Genomic DNA, 18711 nt, shown 5'->3' with positions numbered 1-18711 from the left:
GAAGGTCGCCGGGGGCGGTGCGGGTGGGGGTGTCCTGGGGGGTGCTCATCGTCGTGCGGTGCTTTCTGCTGGGGTGCGGAGGGAGACGGGAGGGGTGGCTCGGGCACCGGCGCCGGGGGGCGCCGGGCGACAAGCAGGGGTGGTGGTCAGCGGGTGGGAGCGGGCTCGGACAAGGGCGCGGAGGCGGCCTCGGCGTCCGTGGCGAACCGGGCCACGACGTGGCCGGAGCGCCGTCCCCCGCGTTCCAGAGCGCTGGAGACCAGGGCGACGACCAGCGCGGCGGTGGCGAGCGCGGCTCCGACCCAGTTGACGGACGTGTAGCCGAAGCCGGCGGAGATCACCAGGCCGCCGAGCCAGGCCGCCAGCGCGTTGCCGAGGTTGAAGGCGCCGATGTTGACGGCGGAGGCGAGCGTGGGCGCGCCGTGCGCCTGGTCCAGCACCCGCTTCTGCAGCGGCGGGACGGTGGCGAAGCCCAGCGCACCGATGAGGAAGACGGTCACCGCGGCGGTGATCCTGCCGTGCGCGGTGACGGTGAACAGGGCGAGCACGGCGGCCAGCGACGCCAGCGCGGTGTACAGCATGGGCATCAGGCGCCGGTCGGCGAACCTGCCCCCGACCAGGTTCCCCGCGACCATGCCGAGTCCGAAGAGCACCAGCAGCCAGGTGACGGACCCCTCGGCGTACCCGGTGACGCCCGTCATCATCGGCGCGATGTAGGTGATGGCGGCGAACACGCCGCCGAAGCCGAGCACGGTCATCGCCATCGCCAGGAGCACCTGGACGTTGCGGAAGACGGCCAGTTCGTGCCGGAGGCGCACCCCCTGGGGCCGGGGCATCTCGGGCACCAGGCGGGCGACCCCGAGCAGTCCGAGGACGCCGAGGGCGGCGACGAGCAGGAAGGTGACGCGCCAGCCGGCGGTCTGCCCGACGAGGGTGCCGAGCGGTACGCCGAGGACGTTGGCGACGGTCAGGCCGGTGAACATCATCGCGATGGCACCGGCCTTCTTCTGCGGCGCCACGAGGTCGGCGGCGACGACGGAGCCGATGCCGAAGAACGCGCCGTGCGCGAGGGAGGCGATCACGCGGCCGATCAGCAGCACGGCGAAGACGGGCGCGGCGGCGGAGACGAGGTTGCCGACGATGAACAGGCCCATCAGCAGCATCAGCATCCGCTTGCGGGACATCTTGGTCCCGAGGACCGTCATGAGCGGCGCGCCGGCGACCACGCCGAGTGCGTAGCCGGTGACCAGCAGTCCTGCGGTGGGCACGGAGACCCCGAAGTCCCCGGAGACCTGCGGCAGCAGGCCCATGACGACGAACTCGGTGGTGCCGATCCCGAAGGCCCCGATGGCGAGGGCCAGGAGCGCGAGAGGCATGGGGGACAACCTTCCCGGTGGCGAGTGGGTGGTGCGGGCGTACGGGCCAGTGCGTGGGATGCTCGTCACGAGCACACTGTCAGCGCCAGCTCCTTACAAGCGTCGACAATAGTTGCATGCGCGGGTTATTTGCAAACGCGCTACAGTGGGGAACGCGTCCGCGGGCAGCGGGGCCCGGGCGCGAACCGCCCAGGAGGGACCATGACCGCTACGGATCCGGCGCTGACGGCTCTGGCCGACAGCTGGTGCGCCCTGTCGCTGCTGCACGGGCGGATCGAGTCGCACATCGAGCGCGCCCTGCAGGCCGGGCACGACCTGAGCGTGCGGGAGTACTCGCTGCTCGACGTGCTCAGCAGGCAGCACGACGGTGAGGGCGGTCACCTGCAGATGAAGCAGGTCGCCGACGCGGTGGTGCTCAGCCAGTCCGCCACCACCCGGCTGGTCACCCGCCTCGAGGAGCGCGGCCTGCTCGCCCGCTACCTCTGCCCCACCGACCGGCGCGGCATCTACACCGACGTCAGCGAGGCCGGCCTGGACCTGCTCGCCGCGGCCCGCCCGACGAACGCGGCGGCGCTGCGCGAGGCGCTGGACCTGGCGGCGGCCGACCCGCAGCTCGCCCCGTTCGTCAAGGCCGTCGAGGAGACCCGCAGCGGCGTCCCCGAGCCGCTCCCCCGCTGACGCCGCCCGTCCCGCTCCCCCGGTGGGACCCGTCCGGCCCACGTGCGGCCCGCCCGTGACCGCCCGCCGATAGGTGTAGACGCCCGGCACCGGAAGCGCGCCCGAACCGGGCGCCGTCCGGCCGCCAACGGGGGCACATCGGATCGCCCTGCCCGACACCCGTGCCGCGACCTGCGGTCGGCGACCCACGGGACGGGCGGAACCGGGCGCAAGGTCGTCCGTTCCGGGCGGCTGTCGGGCATGTCCACGGCGGTATAACTCTTCTACGGGCAGCACCGGGCACCCCGTGCCCGGACCGGAGACGAGGCGAGGTGGCCGTGCGAGCACAGGAGCGCCAGCACCGCATCCTCGCGCTGGCCCGCCACCAGGGCCAGGTCGAGGTCACCGCCATGGCCACCGATCTGGAGGTCGCGCCGGAGACCATCCGGCGCGATCTGGGTGTGCTGGAACGCCGGGGGCTGGTCCGCCGCACCTACGGCGGTGCCTACCCCGTCGAAGGCGCCGGGTTCGAGACGGACCTGGCCCAGCGCGTCACCCGGCACGTCGCCGACAAGCGGCGGATCGCCGCGGAGGCGGCCACCCTGCTGGGCGAGGCCGAGACCGTGTTCGTCGACGAGGGGTACACCCCTCAGATCCTGGCCGCCCTGCTGCCCGGCGACCGCCCGCTGACCGTGGTCACGGCATCCCTGTCCACCGCCGCGGCGGTCGCCGACTCACCGAACACCACCGTGCTGCTGCTCGGCGGCCGGGTCCGGGCCCGGACCCTGGCCACCGTCGGCTCGTGGGCCTGCGAGATGCTGTCCGGCTTCGTGATCGACCTGGCCTTCCTGGGCTCCAACGGCATCTCCAGGGAACTCGGCCTGACCACACCGGATCCGGTGGTCGCCGACGTCAAGGCCAAGGCGCTCCAGGTGTCCCGGCGCCGCGTGTTCCTGGGCCACCACAGCAAGTTCGGCGCGAGCAGCTTCTGCCGTTTCGCCGAGGTCGCCGACTTCGAGGCGATCGTGACCGACACCGGTCTGTCCAGTGCGGAAGCGCACCGCTACGCCCTGCTGGGTCCACGGGTCATCAGGGTCTGACCCACCGCTCAGCCCCCTTCCTCCGCCCGTGACGCGGGCAACTCCGGGCAGCACCGGGCACCTCCCGTCCCCCTTCCCCCACTTCCCCATCCCTTCACTGCCACCACTCCTTCCTCTCTTCACCCTGCTGACTCCCCGACCCCTCCTTCGCGCATCCGTCCAGGCGTCACACCCTCCCCCCTGCCAGGAAAGGGACGCACCATGACACTCCACACCTCGCGTTCGGCCCGCCGTACCGTGCCACCGCTCGCCCTCGCGGTCTGCGGCACGCTCCTCGCCGCCGCCTGCTCCGGTGCCGGCGGCGCCGGCGGGTCGGGGTCCCACGCCATCAACGTCCTGATGGTCAACAACCCGCAGATGGTGGACCTGCAGAGGCTCACCGCCGCCGACTTCACCAAGTCCACGGGAATCAAGGTCAACTTCACCGTGCTGCCCGAGGACGACGTGCGGGACAAGATCACGCAGGACTTCTCCAGCCAGGCGGGGCAGTACGACGTGGCCTCGATCTCCAACTACGAGGCGCCGATCTTCGCCAGGAACGGCTGGCTGGCGTCGCTGAGTTCGCACTCCTCCGCGGACACCGCGTTCGCGCAGAGCGACGTCCTGCCGGCCATTGCGCAGTCGCTGACGTACAACGGGCAGATCTACGCGGAGCCGTTCTACGGCGAGTCCTCGTTCCTGATGTACCGCAAGGACGTCTTCGCGGCGAAGGGCCTGACGATGCCCGCGGCACCCACCTGGGCGCAGGTGGCCGATCTCGCGGCGAAGGCGGACGGCGCCCAGCCCGGGATGAAGGGCATCTGCCTGCGCGGGCAGCCCGGTTGGGGTGAGGTGATGGCGCCGCTGACGACGGTGGTGAACACCATGGGCGGCACCTGGTTCACCAAGGACTGGAAGGCCCAGGTCGACAGCCCCGAGTTCACCAAGGCCGTGTCCTTCTACGTCGGCCTGGTGCGCGCGCACGGCGAAGCCGGCGCCCCGCAGGCCGGGTTCACCGAGTGCCTGAACGACCTGGAGCAGAGCAAGGCCGCCATGTGGTACGACGCCACGTCCGCCGCCGGCTCGCTGGAGGCCTCCGACTCACCGGTCGCCGGGAAGATCGGCTACGCGCCCGCACCGGTCGACCGGACCAAGAGCTCGGGCTGGCTCTACACCTGGGCCTGGGGCCTGCAGAAGGCGTCCACGCACCAGGACGACGCCTGGAAGTTCATCTCCTGGGCGTCGGGCAAGGGGTACGAGCAACTGGTCGGCAAGCAGCTCGGCTGGTCGCGCGTCCCGGCGGGGAAGCGCACCTCGACATACTCCGACCCCGACTACGTGGCCGCCTCCTCGACCTTCGCCAAGCCCACGCTGACCGCGCTGCAGGCCGCCGACCCGGCCGACCCGGGCGTGCAGCCGCGCCCGGCACCCGGCATCCAGTTCGTCGACATCCCCGAGTTCACCGACCTGGGCACCAAGGTGTCCCAGGAGATCAGTTCGGCCATCGCGGGCCGCACGAGCGTCGACAGCGCGCTGCACACCGGTCAGACGCTGGCCGAGAAGGTCGCGGCCAAGTACGCGGGGCAGTGAGATGAGTTCCCAGGCGCTCTTCCGGCGGTCGTCCGCCGCACGTGCCGCGACCGGGCGCGCCGGCACCTCCCCGCCGCACGCCCGGCCGCGCGGAGCCTGGTCCCGCAGGGCCCCGCTGCTGCCGGCCCTGGTCTTCATGATCGTGGTGACCCAACTGCCGTTCGTCGGCACGCTGGTGATCTCCTTCATGCGCTGGAACGCGCTGGACCCGGGCGACCGCGGCTTCGCCGGACTGTCCAACTACAGCACCGAGTTCACCGATCCCCAGCTGCGCTCGTCGCTGACCACCACGGTGGTGCTGACCGTGGCGGTGGTGCTGGTCAGCCTGGTGCTGGGTCTCGGCCTCGCGCTCCTGCTCGACCGGCGCTTCCCGGGACGGGGGATCGTGCGCACCCTGCTGATCACCCCGTTCCTGGTGGTGCCGGTGGCATCCGCGCTGCTGTGGAAGCACGCCCTGTACAACGCCTCGTACGGGCTGATCAACGGCACGCTGTCCTGGGTGTGGCGGCTGTTCGGCAGCCATGACGCGCCGCAGCCGGACTGGCTGTCGCAGTCGCCGAAGCTGGCGGTGGAGGCGTCGCTGATCTGGCAGTGGACGCCGTTCATGATGCTGATCCTGCTGGCCGGCCTGCAGAGCCGTCCCACCGACGTCGTCGAGGCGGCCCGGGTGGACGGCGCCGGGGCCTGGCAGGTCTTCCGCTACCTGACGTTCCCGCACCTGCGCCGCTACCTCGAACTGGCCGCGCTGCTCGGCACGGTGTACGTGGTGCAGAACTTCGACGCGGTGTTCACCCTCACCTCCGGCGGCCTGGGCACCGCGAACCTGCCGTACGCCGTCTACACGACCTTCTACCAGGCGCACGACTACGGGCAGGCGTCCGCCGAGGGCGTGATCGTCGTCGCCCTGTCGATCATCGTGGCGACGTTCGCGCTGCGGACCGTCTCGTCGCTGTTCCGAGAGGAGATCCGCTGATGGCGACCACCCTGGCCACCGCGGGGGTGCGGCCCCTCTCCGGCGCGTCCGGCCGGGCACGGGCCCGCGAGCGACGGCACCGCGGCCTGCTCGGGCTGCTGGCCTGGGCCTGCGGGATCGTGTTCTTCCTGCCCTTCGCGTGGATGGTGCTCACCTCCCTGCACAGCGAGCAGGACGCGGCCGCCAACCCCCCGCACGTCGGCGCGTCGCTGACGCTGCACGGCTACCGCGAGTTCTTCGGCTCCGGAACCGGCGTCAGCCCGTGGCCGCCGCTGGTCAACTCGCTGACGGCCAGCCTGGCATCGACCGCCCTGGTGCTGCTGCTGGCGATCCCGGCCGCGTACGCGCTGTCGATCCGGCCGGTGCGCAAGTGGACGGACGTGATGTTCTTCTTCCTGTCCACCAAGATGCTGCCGGCGGTCGCCGGGCTGCTGCCGGTGTACCTGATCGCGAAGAACGCCGGTCTGCTGGACGACATCTGGCTGCTGGTCGTGCTCTACACCTCGATGAACCTGCCGATCGCGGTGTGGATGATGCGGTCGTTCCTGGCCGACGTGCCGGTGGCGATCATGGAGGCCGCGCAGATCGACGGCGCCGGGCTGCCGACCGTCCTCACCCGCATCGTGACCCCGGTGGTCCTGCCGGGCATCGCCGCGACCGCCCTCATCTCGTTCATCTTCAGCTGGAACGAGCTGCTGTTCGCCCGCGTGCTCACCGGCGTCGTGGCCGGTACCGCGCCGGTCTTCCTGACCGGATTCGTCACCAGCCAGGGCCTGTTCCTGGCGAAGGTGTGCGCGGCGGCCGTCTGCATCTCCCTCCCGGTGCTCGCCGCCGGGTTCGCCGCCCAGGACAAGCTCGTCCAGGGCCTCTCCCTTGGAGCCGTCAAGTGAAGGCAGCCGTCATCAGCTCCCCCGGTGTCGTGGGCATCGAGACCGTCGACGACCCGGCACCCGGCCGGGGCGAGGTGGTGGTGCAGGTCGCCGCATGCGGGCTGTGCGGCACCGATCTGCACATCCTGCAGGGCGAGTTCGCGCCGACGCTGCCGATCGTGCCGGGCCACGAGTTCGCGGGCGAGATCGTCGCCGTGGGCTCCGGGGTCGCCGGACTCGCCGTCGGGGACCGGGTGGCCGTCGATCCGTCGCTGTACTGCCACGCCTGCCACTACTGCCGGATCGGCCGCAACAACCTGTGCGAACGGTGGAACGCCATCGGCGTCACGAAGCCCGGCGGCGCGGCCGAGTTCGCGGCAGCCCCCGCGGCCAACTGCGTCAAACTGCCGGAGCACGTGGCCACCCGCGACGCCGCGCTGATCGAGCCGCTGTCCTGCGCGGTCCGCGGATACGACGTGCTGAGCTCCCGGCTGGCGGCGCACGTGCTGATCTACGGCTCGGGAACCATGGGCCTGATGATGCTGGAGCTGGCCAAGCGGACCGGCGCCGCGGGCGTCGACGTGGTCGACGTCAATGAGGAACGCCTGGCCACCGCACGGGCGTTGGGGTGCGGTGCCACGGCGACCAGCGCCGCCGCGATCGACCGGCCGCGCGGCTGGGACGTCGTGATCGACGCGACGGGCAACGCGGCGGCCATCCAGGACGGCCTGGAGCGCGTCGGCAAGGGCGGCACGTTCCTGCAGTTCGGCGTCGCCGACTACGCGACCCGCGCGACCATCGACCCGTACCGCATCTACAACCAGGAGATCACCATCACCGGGTCGATGGCGGTGCTGCACAGCTACGAACGGGCCGCCGAACTGTTCGCCGGCGGGGTGCTCGACCCGGAGGTGTTCATCAGCGACCGGCTGCCGCTGGTGGACTACGCCGCGGCCCTCCAGCGGTTCAGCGCGGGCCGGGGCCGCAAGATCCAGGTGGTGCCGTGACGTTCACCGCGGCGCCCGCGCTGGTGGTCGGCGAGGCGCTCGCCGACGTCGTGGTGGACGCGGCGGGCGGGGTCGGCCGGGCGCTGCCCGGAGGCTCCCCCGCGAACGTGGCGCTCGGCCTGGGCCGCCTCGGCCATCCCGTACGCCTGGCCACCCGGGTGGGTCGTGACGCGCACGGCGGGCGGCTGCGCCGGCACCTGCGCGAGGGCGGCGTGCTGCTGATCCCCGGTTCGGTCACCGGGGAGGCGACGTCCACCGCGACGGCGACGCTCGACGCGTCGGGCGCGGCCGGCTACACCTTCGACATCTCCTGGTCGCTGACGGCCGAGGCGGCGGCGGCCGTGCGGTCCGGTCCGGTCGCGCATCTGCACACCGGGTCGATCGCGGCGGCCCTGCCGCCGGGCGCCGACACGGTGCTCGCGGCCGTGCGGTGGGCGGCGCCCCGCGCCACCGTCTCGTACGACCCCAACCTGCGGCCGGACCTGCTGGGCCCGGCCGAAGGGCAACGGGAGCGGGTCGAGGCCCTGGTCGCGGCCAGCGACGTCGTGAAGGCGAGCGACGAGGACCTGGCGTGGCTGTACCCCGGTGCCGACCCGGACGCGACGGCCCGTCACTGGGCCACCGGCGGCGGCCCGTCGCTGGTGGTCGTGACGCGCGGCGCGCGGGGTGCGCGGGCCTGGTGGCGAAGCGGCACGCTCGAGGTGCCGGCGCCCCGGGTCACCGTGGCCGACACCATCGGCGCGGGTGACGCGTTCACGTCCGCCCTGATCAGCGCCCTGCTCGACGCCGGACTGCTGGGCCCGGCCCCCGAGAGCCGTGCGCGGCTGCGGGAGGCCACCGGGCGCGGTGGCCTCCCACCGGTCCTGGGCGGGGCGCTGACGCTGGCCGCCCGAGCGGCCGCGCTGACCTGCACGCGGACGGGCGCCGACCCGCCGGGCCGCGCGGACCTGGCGTTGTAGGCGCTCGCTCGCGGCAGCGGCCGGCGTGTCGCACGCCGCCGTTCACGGCAGGCGACACGCCGGCCGGCGCGAGGCGTCCGTCAGACGAACGGGCGCAGGTCGGGCAGCTGGAGCGACGGCCACTCCAGCGGGCCCGGGCCCTGGGCGGTGACCGGGGGACGGAGGTAGTGGCCGAAGAACGCGGCCAGGCAGGTCCGTCCGGTGGTGACGGCCCGGCGCGGCGCGATCGTGCCGATCAGCCCGGTGACTGTGGCCCGCGGCAGGTCGAGGGCGCGGGCGATCTGCGGCACGAGGACCTCGGCGTCGGTGTATGTGGCGTGTGCGGCGCCGCGCAGCGTCAGGCCGTGCCGCGGGCCACTGCTGTGCCGCCACAGCGCGTCCCAGGAGGGCACCGTCCGACGGGTGTTGCCGTCCTTGCCGACGAGCAGGAAGGGGCGGTCCAGGCCGTGGGCGGCGACCGGTGACAGGTAGCCGCGGTCGGGGTCGTCCATCACGTACGCGGTCACACCGTCGAAGTTCGCGGCAGCCGCGATCCGCGGGTCCTCGTACATCGCCTCGAGCGCCGTGAAGCCGCCGGCCGAGTGGCCGAACATGCCGACGCGCCGGAGGTCCACGGCGTCGCGGAGCCGGGGCGCGAGCACGTCCGGCAGCCGGTCGAGGACGAACCGGGTGTCGGCCACCCGTACGTCGACCGTCCTGCGCAGCAGCGGCGCGACCTTCGCCGGGTCCGGGTGCTCGGGGTCGGGCACGACTTTCGCGAACTCGGCGGGCAGCACGCTGAGTTCGACCCGGCCGCCGGGGAACTCCACGCCGGCCGCGTCGTAGGTGTGGTCGATCGCCACGACCACGTGGCCGCGCGAGGCGAGGTCGTCGCAGAACGTGGTGCCCAGACTCCGCGGGTCGCCGGCGCCGGGCGAGTACAGCACCACGGGGAACCGCCCGACCGCGGCCGCGGCGCCCTGGTGCGCGTGGGTGGGCGTCGCCGCCCAGTCGACGCGCTCGGCGGGCACTCCCTGCAGGCTGTTCAGACCGACGAAAGCGGCGGCCTCGCCGGGCAGCATCTGCGGGGCCGGCGGGTGGCCCGAGGCGCGGCCCGCGGGATAGCGCACGGACACCATCAGCTCGCGGTACGGGCGCGCCACCCATGGGTCGGGCCGCGAGCGGTCCACCAGCCGCAGCGCGACGGTCCCGACGGCGTACGGCCCGCTCGGCGCGGGCAGCGCCATCCGCACCAGGCCGTCCCGGGCGCCGGACACCGCGGCCGCCGGTCCCGGCGTGCCGGAGGGTGCCGGGACGGAACCGGAGGCGCGCGCGGGCGCGGCGGCCGACGCGGCGCGGCTCGACAGGGCGGACAGGGCGACGGCGGCGGCCGAGAGCACGGCGGCCCGGCGTGTCTGCACGGTGGTTCCCCCAGGGAGGCGTGGATGGTGCGGTTCCCACCAGGGTGGACGCCTCGCGGTGCACGGCCCATCCGGCAGGCCGGTGGTTCACCCGGGGGGAATCCCCCGGGCGGGCCGTTCGGCGAGTCGGGCGGACTTCGGCCCCGTCGTGCATCGCTCGCGCCCGGGAGGGGCAGGAGGACCGGCATGACGGAGATCGGTCTGCCCGCCGACGTGCGCGCCTGCCTGTTCGACCTCGACGGCGTGCTCACGCCGACCGCGCTGGTGCACGCCGCGGCCTGGAAGGAGATGTTCGACGCCTTCCTGCGCGAGCGTGACGGCGACGGGTTCCGCCCCTTCGACCCCGTGGGCGACTACGACGCCTATGTCGACGGCCGGCCGCGGGCCGACGGGGTGCGCACCTTCCTGGCCTCACGGGACATCGAGCTGCCCGAGGGGGAGGAGGACGACCCGCCCGAGGCGGCGACCGTGCACGGGCTCGGCAACCGCAAGAACCTGCTGGTGCTGGAGAAGATCCGCACCGAGGGGGTGCGGCCGTATCCGGGCTCGGTCCGCTACGTGGAGGCGGTGCGGGCCGCCGGACTGCGCACCGCGGTGGTCTCGTCGAGCGCGAACTGCCGGGACGTGCTGGTGTCCGCCGGCATCGAGCACCTGATGGACGTCCGGGTGGACGGCCTGACGATCCTGGAGCGCGGCCTGCGCGGCAAGCCGAAGCCGGACACCTTCCTGGAGGCGGCCAAGGACCTCGGGGTGACCGCGGATCAGTCGGCGGTGTTCGAGGACGCGCTGGTCGGCATGGACGCGGGCCGCGAGGGCAAGTTCGGCTACGTCGTCGGCGTGGACCGTGTCGGCCAGGCCGAGGAGTTGCGCAGGCACGGGGCGGACACCGTGGTCACCGACCTCGCCGACCTCCTCGGGCGGCGCGCGTGATCACCGATCCGGCGTACGAGGTCGCGCCCTGGACGCTGCGCGAGAGCGAGCTGAACCTGGAGCTGCTGCCGCAGAGCGAGTCGGTGTTCGCCCTGTCCAACGGGCACATCGGCTGGCGCGGCAATCTCGACGAGGGTGAGCCGAACGGCCTGCCGGGCACGTATCTCAACGGCCTGTACGAGCTGCACCCGCTGCCGTACGCGGAAGCCGGCTACGGCTATCCGGAGTCGGGGCAGACCGTCATCAACGTCACCAACGGCAAGCTGGTGCGGCTGCTGGTCGACGACGAGCCCTTCGACCTGCGCTACGGCACGATCCGCTCCCATGTGCGCGAGCTCGACATGCGGGCGGGGGTGCTGCGCCGCACGTGCGAGTGGGTGTCCCCGGCGGGGCGCGCGGTGCGCGTGACCTCGACCCGGATGGTGTCCTTCCAGCAGCGCGCGGTGGCCGCCCTCTCCTACGAGGTGGAACCGCTGGACGGGCAGGTGCGGGTGGTGGTGCAGTCGGAGCTGGCGGCCAACGAGGAGCTGCCCACGACCCCGGGCGACCCGCGCAGGGCCGCCGCGCTGGAGTCGCCGCTCGATCCCGAGGAGCACTTCGCGCACGGCACCAGGTTGCGGCTCATCCACTCCACGCGCAGAAGCCGGCTGCGGGTCGCGACCGCCGCCGACCACCTGGTGAGCGGCCCGCCGACGACTCAGCTGTCGGCCGAGTCGAGCGAGGACGTCGCCCGGCTGACGGTCACCTCGGTGGTGGGCGAGGGCGAGAAGTTGCGGCTGGAGAAGTTCGTCGCCTACGGCTGGTCGGGGGCGCGCTCGCTGCCGGCGCTGCGCGACCAGGCCGACGCGGCGCTGGTGGGCGCCCGCGACACCGGATGGCAGGGGCTGCTGGAGCAGCAGCGCGCGTACCTGGACGACTTCTGGGACCGGGCGGACGTGGAGGTCGACGGCGACACCGAGATCCAGCAGGCCGTGCGGTTCGCGCTGTTCCACGTCCTGCAGACCGGCGCCCGCGCCGAGGAGCGCGCGATCCCCGCGAAGGGGCTGACCGGTTCGGGGTACGACGGGCACACCTTCTGGGACGCCGAGACGTTCGTGCTCCCGCTGCTGACGTTCACCGCGCCGCGGGCCGCCGCGGAGGTGCTGCGCTGGCGCTGCAACATGCTGCCGGCCGCACAGGAGCGCGCCCGCCAACTCGGCCTGGAGGGGGCCACGTTCCCGTGGCGGACGATCAACGGCGAGGAGGCGTCGAGCTACTGGCCGGCGGGCACCGCCGCCTTCCACGTGAACGCCGACATCGCGCACGCGGTCGTCCGCTACGTGGCGGCCACCGGCGACGGGGCGTTCGAGGCGGACACCGGCCTCAAGATCCTGGTGGAGACCGCCCGGCTGTGGCGCTCGCTCGGGCACCACGACCACGCCGGCGCCTTCCACATCGACGGGGTGACGGGCCCCGACGAGTACAGTGCGATCGCCGACGACAACGTGTACACGAACCTGATGGCGCAGGGGAACCTCGTCGCCGCCGCGGACGCCGCGGAACGGCATCCGCGGCACGCGGCGCGCCTCGGCGTCACCGACGAGGAGACGGCGACCTGGCGGGACGCGGCCGCCGCGATGACCGTGCCGTTCGACGACGAGCTGGGCGTCCACCAGCAGTCGCAGGGCTACACCCGGCACCAGCGCTGGGACTTCGACAGCACCGGCGCCGACCAGTACCCGCTGATGCTGAACTACCCGTACTTCGACCTGTACCGCAAGCAGGTGGTCAAGCAGGCCGATCTGGTGCTGGCGATGTACCTGCGCGGCGACGCGTTCACGCTGGAGCAGAAGACCCGCAACTTCGCGTACTACGAGCCGCTGACGGTCCGCGACTCGTCGCTGAGCGCCTACTGCCAGGCGGTGATCGCCGCAGAGGTCGGCCATCTGCCGCTGGCCTACGAGTACTTGGGCGAGTCGGCGCTGATGGACCTGGAGGACCTGGAGAACAACGCCCGCGACGGGCTGCACATCGCCGCGCTCGCCGGGACGTGGATGGCGCTGGTCGCCGGGTTCGGCGGGATGCGGCTGTTCGACGCCGAGGAGTTGCGGTTCGCCCCGCGGCTGCCGGACGCGCTGAGCCGCATCGCGTTCCGCCTGATGTTCCGCGGGCGGCGGCTGCACGTCGAGATCACACCGAAGACGGCCACCTACACGCTCACCGACGGGCCGGCGCTGGACATCCTGCACTACGAGGAGTCGGTGCCACTGGCACAGGGACGGCCCGCGTCACGTCCCGTTCCGGAGACACCGCACACCAAGCCCCCGGAGCAGCCGCCGGGACGCAGTCCCCTGCACCGCCCGCACCGCCACCAGTGAACGGTCAGGCCGTGGGGCGGGCCATCACGATGCGGGTGACCTCGACCCGCGACCTCGCCCCGAGCTTGCGGTAGGCGCGGGTCAGTGCCGCTTCCACGGTCTTCACGCTGACCACCAGACCGGCCGCGATCTCGCGGTTGCCCGCCCCCTGCGCGACGCGGGCCACCACGCTGCGCTCGGTCGAGGTCAGCCGCTCCGACCAGGGCCCGTCCCACGGTGCCGGAGATCAGGCCCGAGCCGGCCTTGACGGACAGGCCCGCGGGCAGCCCGGTGGCGCTGTACGTGAGGGACTGGCCGCCGGGGTCGGTGGCGTGGATCTGGAGGCTCACCGCGGTGCCGACCGTGCCGCTCTGGTTGCCCGGGCCGACGCATGAGTGTGCGCGGCGCCGCGACCGGGCCGGCAGGCGCCGCGCATCGGGAGTAGGGGTATCCCTAGGTCCGCTCGGGAGGCGGGGACGGGGCCGCGGCGGGCGGCGCGGGCGTTCACGCGTTCCGCCCAATCGTTCTGCGGCGGGGTCCCGCGCCTGCCTACGGTGGCTCGGCGTGCGCGACGACGGGAGGAGCGAGGTGAACCGCTCGTACGAGACGATCGACGTCAGGGTGGACGGCCAGGTCATGACGGCGAGGTTCGACGCGCCGCCGATGAACCTGATCGGGCCGGAGGTCGTCCGTGACCTCGTCTCGCTGATCGACGACCTGTCACAGCCGGACGCGCCCCGGGTGGTGATCTTCACGAGTGCGGACGGCGACTTCTTCTTTCCGCACGTCGACCTGACGAAGGTCGCCGCGTACACGGCGGAGGCCGCGAAGGCGGGCGGGCCCGGCGACGCGTCCCTCGGCATGCTGTTCCGCAAGCTGAGCCTGCTGCCGGTGGTCACGATCGGCCTGCTGCGCGGCCGGGCCCGCGGCGCGGGCAGTGAGTTCCTGCTCGCCTGCGACATGCGGTTCGCGTCGCGCGAGAAAGCGGTGCTGTGCCAGATCGAGGTGGGCGTCGGAACCCCGCCCGGCGCCGGGGCGATCCAGCACCTGACCCGGCTGCTCGGCCGCGGCCGCGCCCTGGAGGTGCTGCTGACCTCGGCGGACTTCGACGCGGATCTCGCGGAACGCTACGGCTGGATCAACCGGGCCCTCCCGGACGCCGAACTCGACGCGTTCGTGGCCCGCCTCGCCGCGCGCCTGGCCGGCTTCCCCCGCGCGGGCCTGGCCGCCGCGAAGGCCGCGGTCAACGCCGTCGCCCTCCCCACCCCCGACGCCGTCCGCGCCGACGCGGCCCTCTTCCAGGAGCACGTCCGCTCGGAGGCCTCCCAGCGGCGCACCGCCGTCCTCTTCGACCGCGGCCTCCAGACCCGCGGTCCCCTCGAACTCACCCTCGGCGACGCCCTCATCGAACTCCCCCCCGCCGACTGACCGCCAGCGCGACGGACTTCCCGCAGCCCAGAAAAAGCGCGGGGAGCCGCGCGCTCGGCCGCATCCGGCCCGCGGGTCGGAACCCGTCCCAGGGGCACCCCCACACGCCCAGGGGCGCTCGCCGACCGCGCCGAAGCCGGTGATCCGCCACTATTCGGGGTGCGCGGGCCACCCCGCATTGCCTAGGGTGCCCCGCATGGACTGGCATGCCTGGCACGGCGCCTACGACTCCCCCGACTCGCCGCTGGCCGTGCGCCTGCACACCGTGCAGCACCGGATCTCGCTCGCCCTGGACGCCGGCCCGCCCGGCCCGCTCCGCGTCGTCAGCGCGTGCGCCGGACAGGGGCGCGACCTGATCGGCGCGCTGGACGGCCACCCGCGCCGCGCCGACGTCACGGCCCGCCTGGTCGAACTCGACCCGCGCAACACCGCGGCGGCGCGCCGCGCCGCCGCGGCGCTCGGCCTCACGGGGCTGGACGCGGTGACCGGCGACGCCGCCGTCACCGACGCCTACGCGGACCTCGCCCCCGCCGATCTGGTGCTGCTGTGCGGGCTGTTCGGCAACATCACGCTCGCCGACATCGAGCGGGTCACGGAGTACTGCACGCGGCTGTGCGCGCACGGCGGCACGGTGATCTGGACGCGCAACCGTCACCGGCCCGACGCCTTCCCGCAGATCTGCGACTGGTTCGAGCAGCGCGCCTTCACCCGCGTCTGGGTCAACGACCCGGAGCGCGCCCAGGGCGTGGGCGTCCACCGGTTCACCGGGCACCCTGCCGAACTGCCGCCAGGCGAGCGCATGTTCACGTTCGTCGGCTACGACGTGCTCAGGAGCGGCGCGGATGCCGGCTGACCGCGCGAGGGAGCGGGCTTTCCCCGTCCGGGAACACCTCGGCGGAATCGTCCGGGACGCCTTCGACGGGCGCCGCACCCTGCGCGGGGCGGTGCGGCTGCGGGGCGGCAGCAAGAAGGGCGTGTACCGCCTGGTCCTCGACGACGGCTCGACCGCCGTCGCCTACGCGTGGGACGAGTCGGAGAACTTCTGGCAGCCGGCCGCCGGTCCGGGGCCCGACGCCGACGACCGCCGCGACCCCTTCTCCCCCGCGTCGGGCCTCGGCCTGTTCGTGGCCGCGCACCGCCGGCTGACGGACCTCGGCCTGCGCACCCCGCACCTGCACTGGTCGGACGGGAGCCGGCGGCGCCACACCGCGGACTTCGCGGTGGTCGAGGATCTCCGGGGACCGACGCTCGAAACCCTGATCCGCGCCGATCCGGCGGCGGCCCGGCCGGTGCTGGGCCGCCTCGCAGAGGGCCTGGCCGCGATGCGGGAATGCCGCGACCCGGCGTTCGGCAAGGTCGCGCTGCTGGACGAGGGAGGCGCGTCGCGCGGAGTGTCGTGCGAACGGATCGTGCTCGACCGGGCGTTGGCGGACCTCGCCGAGGCGTCCCAGCGCGATCCCCGGGCGGCGGCCGCGGGCACCGCCCTCCACGACGCGCTGCACGAGGCCTTCGACGCGGTGTCCCCGCGTGCCGACCACAGCCTCGTCCACGGCGAACTCGGCCCGGACCACGTCCTGGTGGACGACCGGGGACGGCCGGTCCTCATCGACATCGAGGGCCTGATGTTCTTCGACATCGAATGGGAGCACGTCTTCCTGGAGCTCCGTTTCGGCCCGCACTACGCCGCGCTGCGCACCGGCGGCCTGGACGCGCGGCGCCTCGCCCTCTACCTGCTCGCCATGCGCCTGTCCCTGGTCGCCGGCCCCCTGCGCCTCCTCGACGGCGACTTCCCCGACCGCGACTTCATGACGGGCATCGTCGAGCACAACCTCCACGAGGCCCGGAAACTCGTGGGCCTCGGCGGCGACGGACCCCAGGTGTATTGACCCCCAGGGGCATTGACAGGGGTGGGGTGCGCGGCCAAACATGGGAGCGCTCCCACGGGGCCCCATCCCCGGCATCTCGTCCCGCACGCATGCCCCCCACCCGCCTCCCGAAGGTGAGATCCGTCGTGCGCCTCCCCCGATCCCTGTCCGCGGCACAGTGGCGCCTGCGCGCCGCCGCCGCGCTGTCCACCGCGGTCCTCGGCGCCGCCCTGCTCTCGGGCGGCGGCACGGCCGCCGCCGACACCGCCGAACCCGCCCCGGTGGACGTGACCGTCAACGCCGCCGAGGGCCAGGGCACCATCCCGGACACCGCGTACGGCCTCAACAGCGCGGTCTGGGACTCCCAGATGAACGTCCCGCAGGTGCAGGACCTGCTGCAGAGCGCCAACGTCGGGATGCTGCGGTATCCCGGCGGGTCGTACGGCGACATCTACCACTGGCAGGACAACACCGCGCCGGGCGGCTACGTCGCCCCGGGCACCGACTTCGACGCGTTCATGGGCACCGTGCAGAAGATCGGCGCGCAGCCGATCCTCATCGCCAACTACGGTTCGGGCACGCCGCAGGAAGCGGCCGACTGGGTCCGCTACGCCAACGTGACGAAACACTACGGCGCGAAGTACTGGGAGATCGGCAACGAGCTGTACGGCAACGGCCATTACGGTTCGGGTTGGGAGCACGACGACCACGCGGACACCTCGCCGACGGCCTACGCGCACAACGTCGCCGACTTCGCGACGGCCATGAAGGCCGTCGACCCGACGGTGAGGATCGGCGCGGTGCTGACGCTGCCGGGCAACTGGCCCGACGGGGTGATGGCCGCCGGGGAGAGCGCGGACTGGAACCACACGGTGATCCCGCTGATCGCGGGCAAGGCCGACTTCGTGATCGTGCACTGGTACCCCGGTGGCTCCGACGCCGCTCAGATGCTCGGCGAGCCTGCGCAACTCACCGGTGAGCTGGCCCAGTTGCGCGACCAGCTGGACTCCGCCGGTGCGGCCGGCACGCCGATCGCGCTCACCGAGGTGAACTCCAACGTCGACGAGGACACCCAGCCGGACGCGCTGTTCGGCGCCGACACCTACGTCACCGCCCTGGAGAGCGGGGCGTTCACCGTGGACTGGTGGGACACCCACAACGGGCCGGGGCCGATCAGCACCGCGCCCGACGGCGCCACGGACTACAACGACTACGGCATCCTCTCCAGCGGCACCTGCACGGGCTCGGTGTGCGAGCCACCGCTCAACACCCCGTTCCCGACCTACCACGCGATCTCGATGCTCAGCCATCTCGGGCGTCCCGGCGACCAGTTGGTGGGCGCGGGCACCACGAGCCCGCTGGTGTCGGCGCACGCCGTGCACCGCGCCGACGGAGACCTGAGCGTCATGCTGATCAACAAGGACCCGGACCACGCGCAGCAAGTGGCCCTGCACTACGCGGGCTTCTCCCCGGACACCTCGTCCGCGACCGTCGACACCTACCGCGACCAGGCGACCGCGATCGACTCCACCACCTCCGCCGACGTCACCGCGCAGACGCTCCCGCCCTTCTCGATCACCACGGTCACCCTGCACCCGCGGGCCGGCACCCAGTCGACGCTGTCCGCGCCGGGCGCGCCGCGGGTGACGGCCGCGGACGCCACCGACGCGACGGTGGCGTGGACCCCTTCGACCGGCGGGACGCCGGTGCGCTACGAGGTGTACCGGCAGAACGGCACGACCAGCGAACTGCTGGCCGACTCGACCGGCACCTCGGCGACGGTGCCCAACCTGACCCCGGGCACGACCTACACGTGGAACGTGCTCGCCCGTGACGCGGACGGGCGGCTGTCCCGGCCCTCGCAGCCGGTCACGGTCCGCACGGGGACGCCCGCCCACTCCACCTGCCAGGTGTCCTTCCAGGTCACGGCGGGCTGGGGCAACGGCTACAACGCGAACGTGACCGTGACCGACACGGGCCCGAACCCGGTCACCGGCTGGACGCTGGCGTTCACGTTCCCGTCGGCCGGCGAGACGGTGAGCGGGTTCTGGAACGCGCACGTCAGCCAGCAGGGCCGGAACGTGGTGGCCACTCCGGTCGACTGGAACGGCACGCTCGCCGCGAACGGCGGCAACTCCGCGAGCTTCGGCTTCACCGGCGCCACCACCGGGGCCTATCCCCCGCCGACGGTGTTCACCCTGAACGGCACGGTCTGCACCACCACCTGACGGTACCGGACCGT

Annotated in this window: 15 protein-coding genes and 2 pseudogenes; 13 read left to right on the top strand and 4 right to left on the bottom strand. The window is 73.1% G+C overall.

The window, feature by feature from the left end:
- Nucleotides 1–146 precede the first annotated feature (146 nt).
- Complete coding sequence (locus BMW99_RS17715; RefSeq protein ID WP_075017114.1) at nucleotides 147–1376, bottom strand: MFS transporter; 1230 nt, start codon at nucleotides 1374–1376, stop codon at nucleotides 147–149.
- Between the two features lie 201 nt (nucleotides 1377–1577).
- On the opposite strand from BMW99_RS17715, the gene BMW99_RS17710 reads away from it, so the two are divergent.
- The 7 genes from BMW99_RS17710 (at nucleotide 1578) to BMW99_RS17680 (ending at nucleotide 8510) form a co-directional block, all read left to right on the top strand.
- A complete protein-coding gene (locus BMW99_RS17710; protein WP_075017113.1) occupies nucleotides 1578–2054 on the top strand; it encodes a MarR family winged helix-turn-helix transcriptional regulator in 477 nt (158 codons plus the stop codon).
- Between the two features lie 317 nt (nucleotides 2055–2371).
- Nucleotides 2372–3133, top strand: a complete 762-nt coding sequence (locus tag BMW99_RS17705; protein ID WP_075017133.1) for a DeoR/GlpR family DNA-binding transcription regulator — start codon at nucleotides 2372–2374, stop codon at nucleotides 3131–3133.
- A 201-nt stretch (nucleotides 3134–3334) separates the two neighbouring features.
- The gene (locus BMW99_RS17700) at nucleotides 3335–4702 is read left to right on the top strand and encodes an ABC transporter substrate-binding protein (RefSeq protein ID WP_069466913.1); all 1368 of its coding nucleotides are present in this window, start codon (nucleotides 3335–3337) and stop codon (nucleotides 4700–4702) included.
- 1 nt (nucleotide 4703) lies between these two features.
- Nucleotides 4704–5675, top strand: a complete 972-nt coding sequence (locus BMW99_RS17695; protein ID WP_069466914.1) for a carbohydrate ABC transporter permease — start codon at nucleotides 4704–4706, stop codon at nucleotides 5673–5675.
- Nucleotides 5675–6565, top strand: coding sequence for a carbohydrate ABC transporter permease (locus tag BMW99_RS17690; protein WP_069466915.1), 891 nt, complete (start codon nucleotides 5675–5677; stop codon nucleotides 6563–6565). The genes BMW99_RS17695 and BMW99_RS17690 overlap by 1 nt, the downstream gene beginning before the upstream one ends.
- The gene (locus tag BMW99_RS17685; protein ID WP_069466916.1) at nucleotides 6562–7551 is read left to right on the top strand and encodes a zinc-dependent alcohol dehydrogenase family protein; all 990 of its coding nucleotides are present in this window, start codon (nucleotides 6562–6564) and stop codon (nucleotides 7549–7551) included. Before BMW99_RS17690 ends, BMW99_RS17685 begins: the two co-directional genes overlap by 4 nt.
- Entirely contained in the window at nucleotides 7548–8510 is a 963-nt protein-coding gene (locus BMW99_RS17680) for a carbohydrate kinase family protein (protein WP_245791507.1), read from the top strand. Before BMW99_RS17685 ends, BMW99_RS17680 begins: the two co-directional genes overlap by 4 nt.
- An 80-nt stretch (nucleotides 8511–8590) precedes the next feature.
- On the opposite strand, the gene BMW99_RS17675 is transcribed toward BMW99_RS17680, so the two are convergent.
- Nucleotides 8591–9910 (bottom strand): alpha/beta hydrolase family protein, encoded by a 1320-nt coding sequence (locus tag BMW99_RS17675; protein ID WP_075017112.1) that lies wholly within the window; start codon nucleotides 9908–9910, stop codon nucleotides 8591–8593.
- A gap of 186 nt (nucleotides 9911–10096) precedes the next feature.
- Here BMW99_RS17675 and BMW99_RS17670 point away from each other — a divergent pair, with 186 nt between their 5' ends.
- Nucleotides 10097–10840: an HAD family hydrolase gene (locus BMW99_RS17670; protein WP_069465353.1), complete on the top strand. Its 744-nt coding sequence runs from the start codon at nucleotides 10097–10099 to the stop codon at nucleotides 10838–10840.
- Nucleotides 10837–13197 (top strand): glycoside hydrolase family 65 protein, encoded by a 2361-nt coding sequence (locus BMW99_RS17665; protein WP_069465352.1) that lies wholly within the window; start codon nucleotides 10837–10839, stop codon nucleotides 13195–13197. The genes BMW99_RS17670 and BMW99_RS17665 overlap by 4 nt, the downstream gene beginning before the upstream one ends.
- A 4-nt stretch (nucleotides 13198–13201) precedes the next feature.
- Here BMW99_RS17665 and BMW99_RS17660 read toward each other — a convergent pair.
- Nucleotides 13202–13405 (bottom strand): annotated as a pseudogene (locus BMW99_RS17660) (helix-turn-helix domain-containing protein); the annotation flags it as partial.
- 7 nt (nucleotides 13406–13412) lie between these two features.
- A pseudogene (locus BMW99_RS43325) lies at nucleotides 13413–13562 on the bottom strand (putative Ig domain-containing protein); the annotation flags it as partial.
- Nucleotides 13563–13740: 178 nt separating this feature from the next.
- Between BMW99_RS43325 and BMW99_RS17655 the strand changes: the two are divergent.
- The 4 genes from BMW99_RS17655 (at nucleotide 13741) to BMW99_RS17640 (ending at nucleotide 18697) form a co-directional block, all read left to right on the top strand.
- Complete coding sequence (locus tag BMW99_RS17655; RefSeq protein WP_176735588.1) at nucleotides 13741–14604, top strand: enoyl-CoA hydratase/isomerase family protein; 864 nt, start codon at nucleotides 13741–13743, stop codon at nucleotides 14602–14604.
- Nucleotides 14605–14800: 196 nt separating this feature from the next.
- The gene (locus BMW99_RS17650; RefSeq protein ID WP_069465351.1) at nucleotides 14801–15457 is read left to right on the top strand and encodes a methyltransferase; all 657 of its coding nucleotides are present in this window, start codon (nucleotides 14801–14803) and stop codon (nucleotides 15455–15457) included.
- Nucleotides 15447–16490, top strand: coding sequence for a phosphotransferase family protein (locus BMW99_RS17645; protein ID WP_075017111.1), 1044 nt, complete (start codon nucleotides 15447–15449; stop codon nucleotides 16488–16490). The genes BMW99_RS17650 and BMW99_RS17645 overlap by 11 nt, the downstream gene beginning before the upstream one ends.
- A gap of 125 nt (nucleotides 16491–16615) precedes the next feature.
- The gene (locus BMW99_RS17640) at nucleotides 16616–18697 is read left to right on the top strand and encodes a cellulose binding domain-containing protein (RefSeq protein WP_245791506.1); all 2082 of its coding nucleotides are present in this window, start codon (nucleotides 16616–16618) and stop codon (nucleotides 18695–18697) included.
- The last annotated feature ends 14 nt before the right edge of the window (nucleotides 18698–18711 follow it).

This window comes from Actinacidiphila rubida, assembly GCF_900110255.1.
In the GTDB taxonomy this organism is placed as follows: Bacteria; Actinomycetota; Actinomycetes; order Streptomycetales; family Streptomycetaceae; genus Actinacidiphila; species Actinacidiphila rubida.
Note: the sequence above shows the minus strand (reverse complement) of the source record. Positions and strands in the feature narration are given on the sequence as shown.

What these genes read in the sequence shown, in the direction of transcription:
- BMW99_RS17700 (WP_069466913.1), top strand. Translation starts at nt 3,335, where the DNA reads ATGACACTCCACACCTCGCGTTCGGCCCGCCGTACCGTGCCACCGCTC.
- BMW99_RS17670 (WP_069465353.1), top strand. Translation starts at nt 10,097, where the DNA reads ATGACGGAGATCGGTCTGCCCGCCGACGTGCGCGCCTGCCTGTTCGAC.
- BMW99_RS17710 (WP_075017113.1), top strand. Translation starts at nt 1,578, where the DNA reads ATGACCGCTACGGATCCGGCGCTGACGGCTCTGGCCGACAGCTGGTGC.
- BMW99_RS17695 (WP_069466914.1), top strand. Translation starts at nt 4,704, where the DNA reads ATGAGTTCCCAGGCGCTCTTCCGGCGGTCGTCCGCCGCACGTGCCGCG.
- BMW99_RS17645 (WP_075017111.1), top strand. Translation starts at nt 15,447, where the DNA reads ATGCCGGCTGACCGCGCGAGGGAGCGGGCTTTCCCCGTCCGGGAACAC.
- BMW99_RS17650 (WP_069465351.1), top strand. Translation starts at nt 14,801, where the DNA reads ATGGACTGGCATGCCTGGCACGGCGCCTACGACTCCCCCGACTCGCCG.
- BMW99_RS17715 (WP_075017114.1), bottom strand. Translation starts at nt 1,376, where the DNA reads ATGCCTCTCGCGCTCCTGGCCCTCGCCATCGGGGCCTTCGGGATCGGC.
- BMW99_RS17690 (WP_069466915.1), top strand. Translation starts at nt 5,675, where the DNA reads ATGGCGACCACCCTGGCCACCGCGGGGGTGCGGCCCCTCTCCGGCGCG.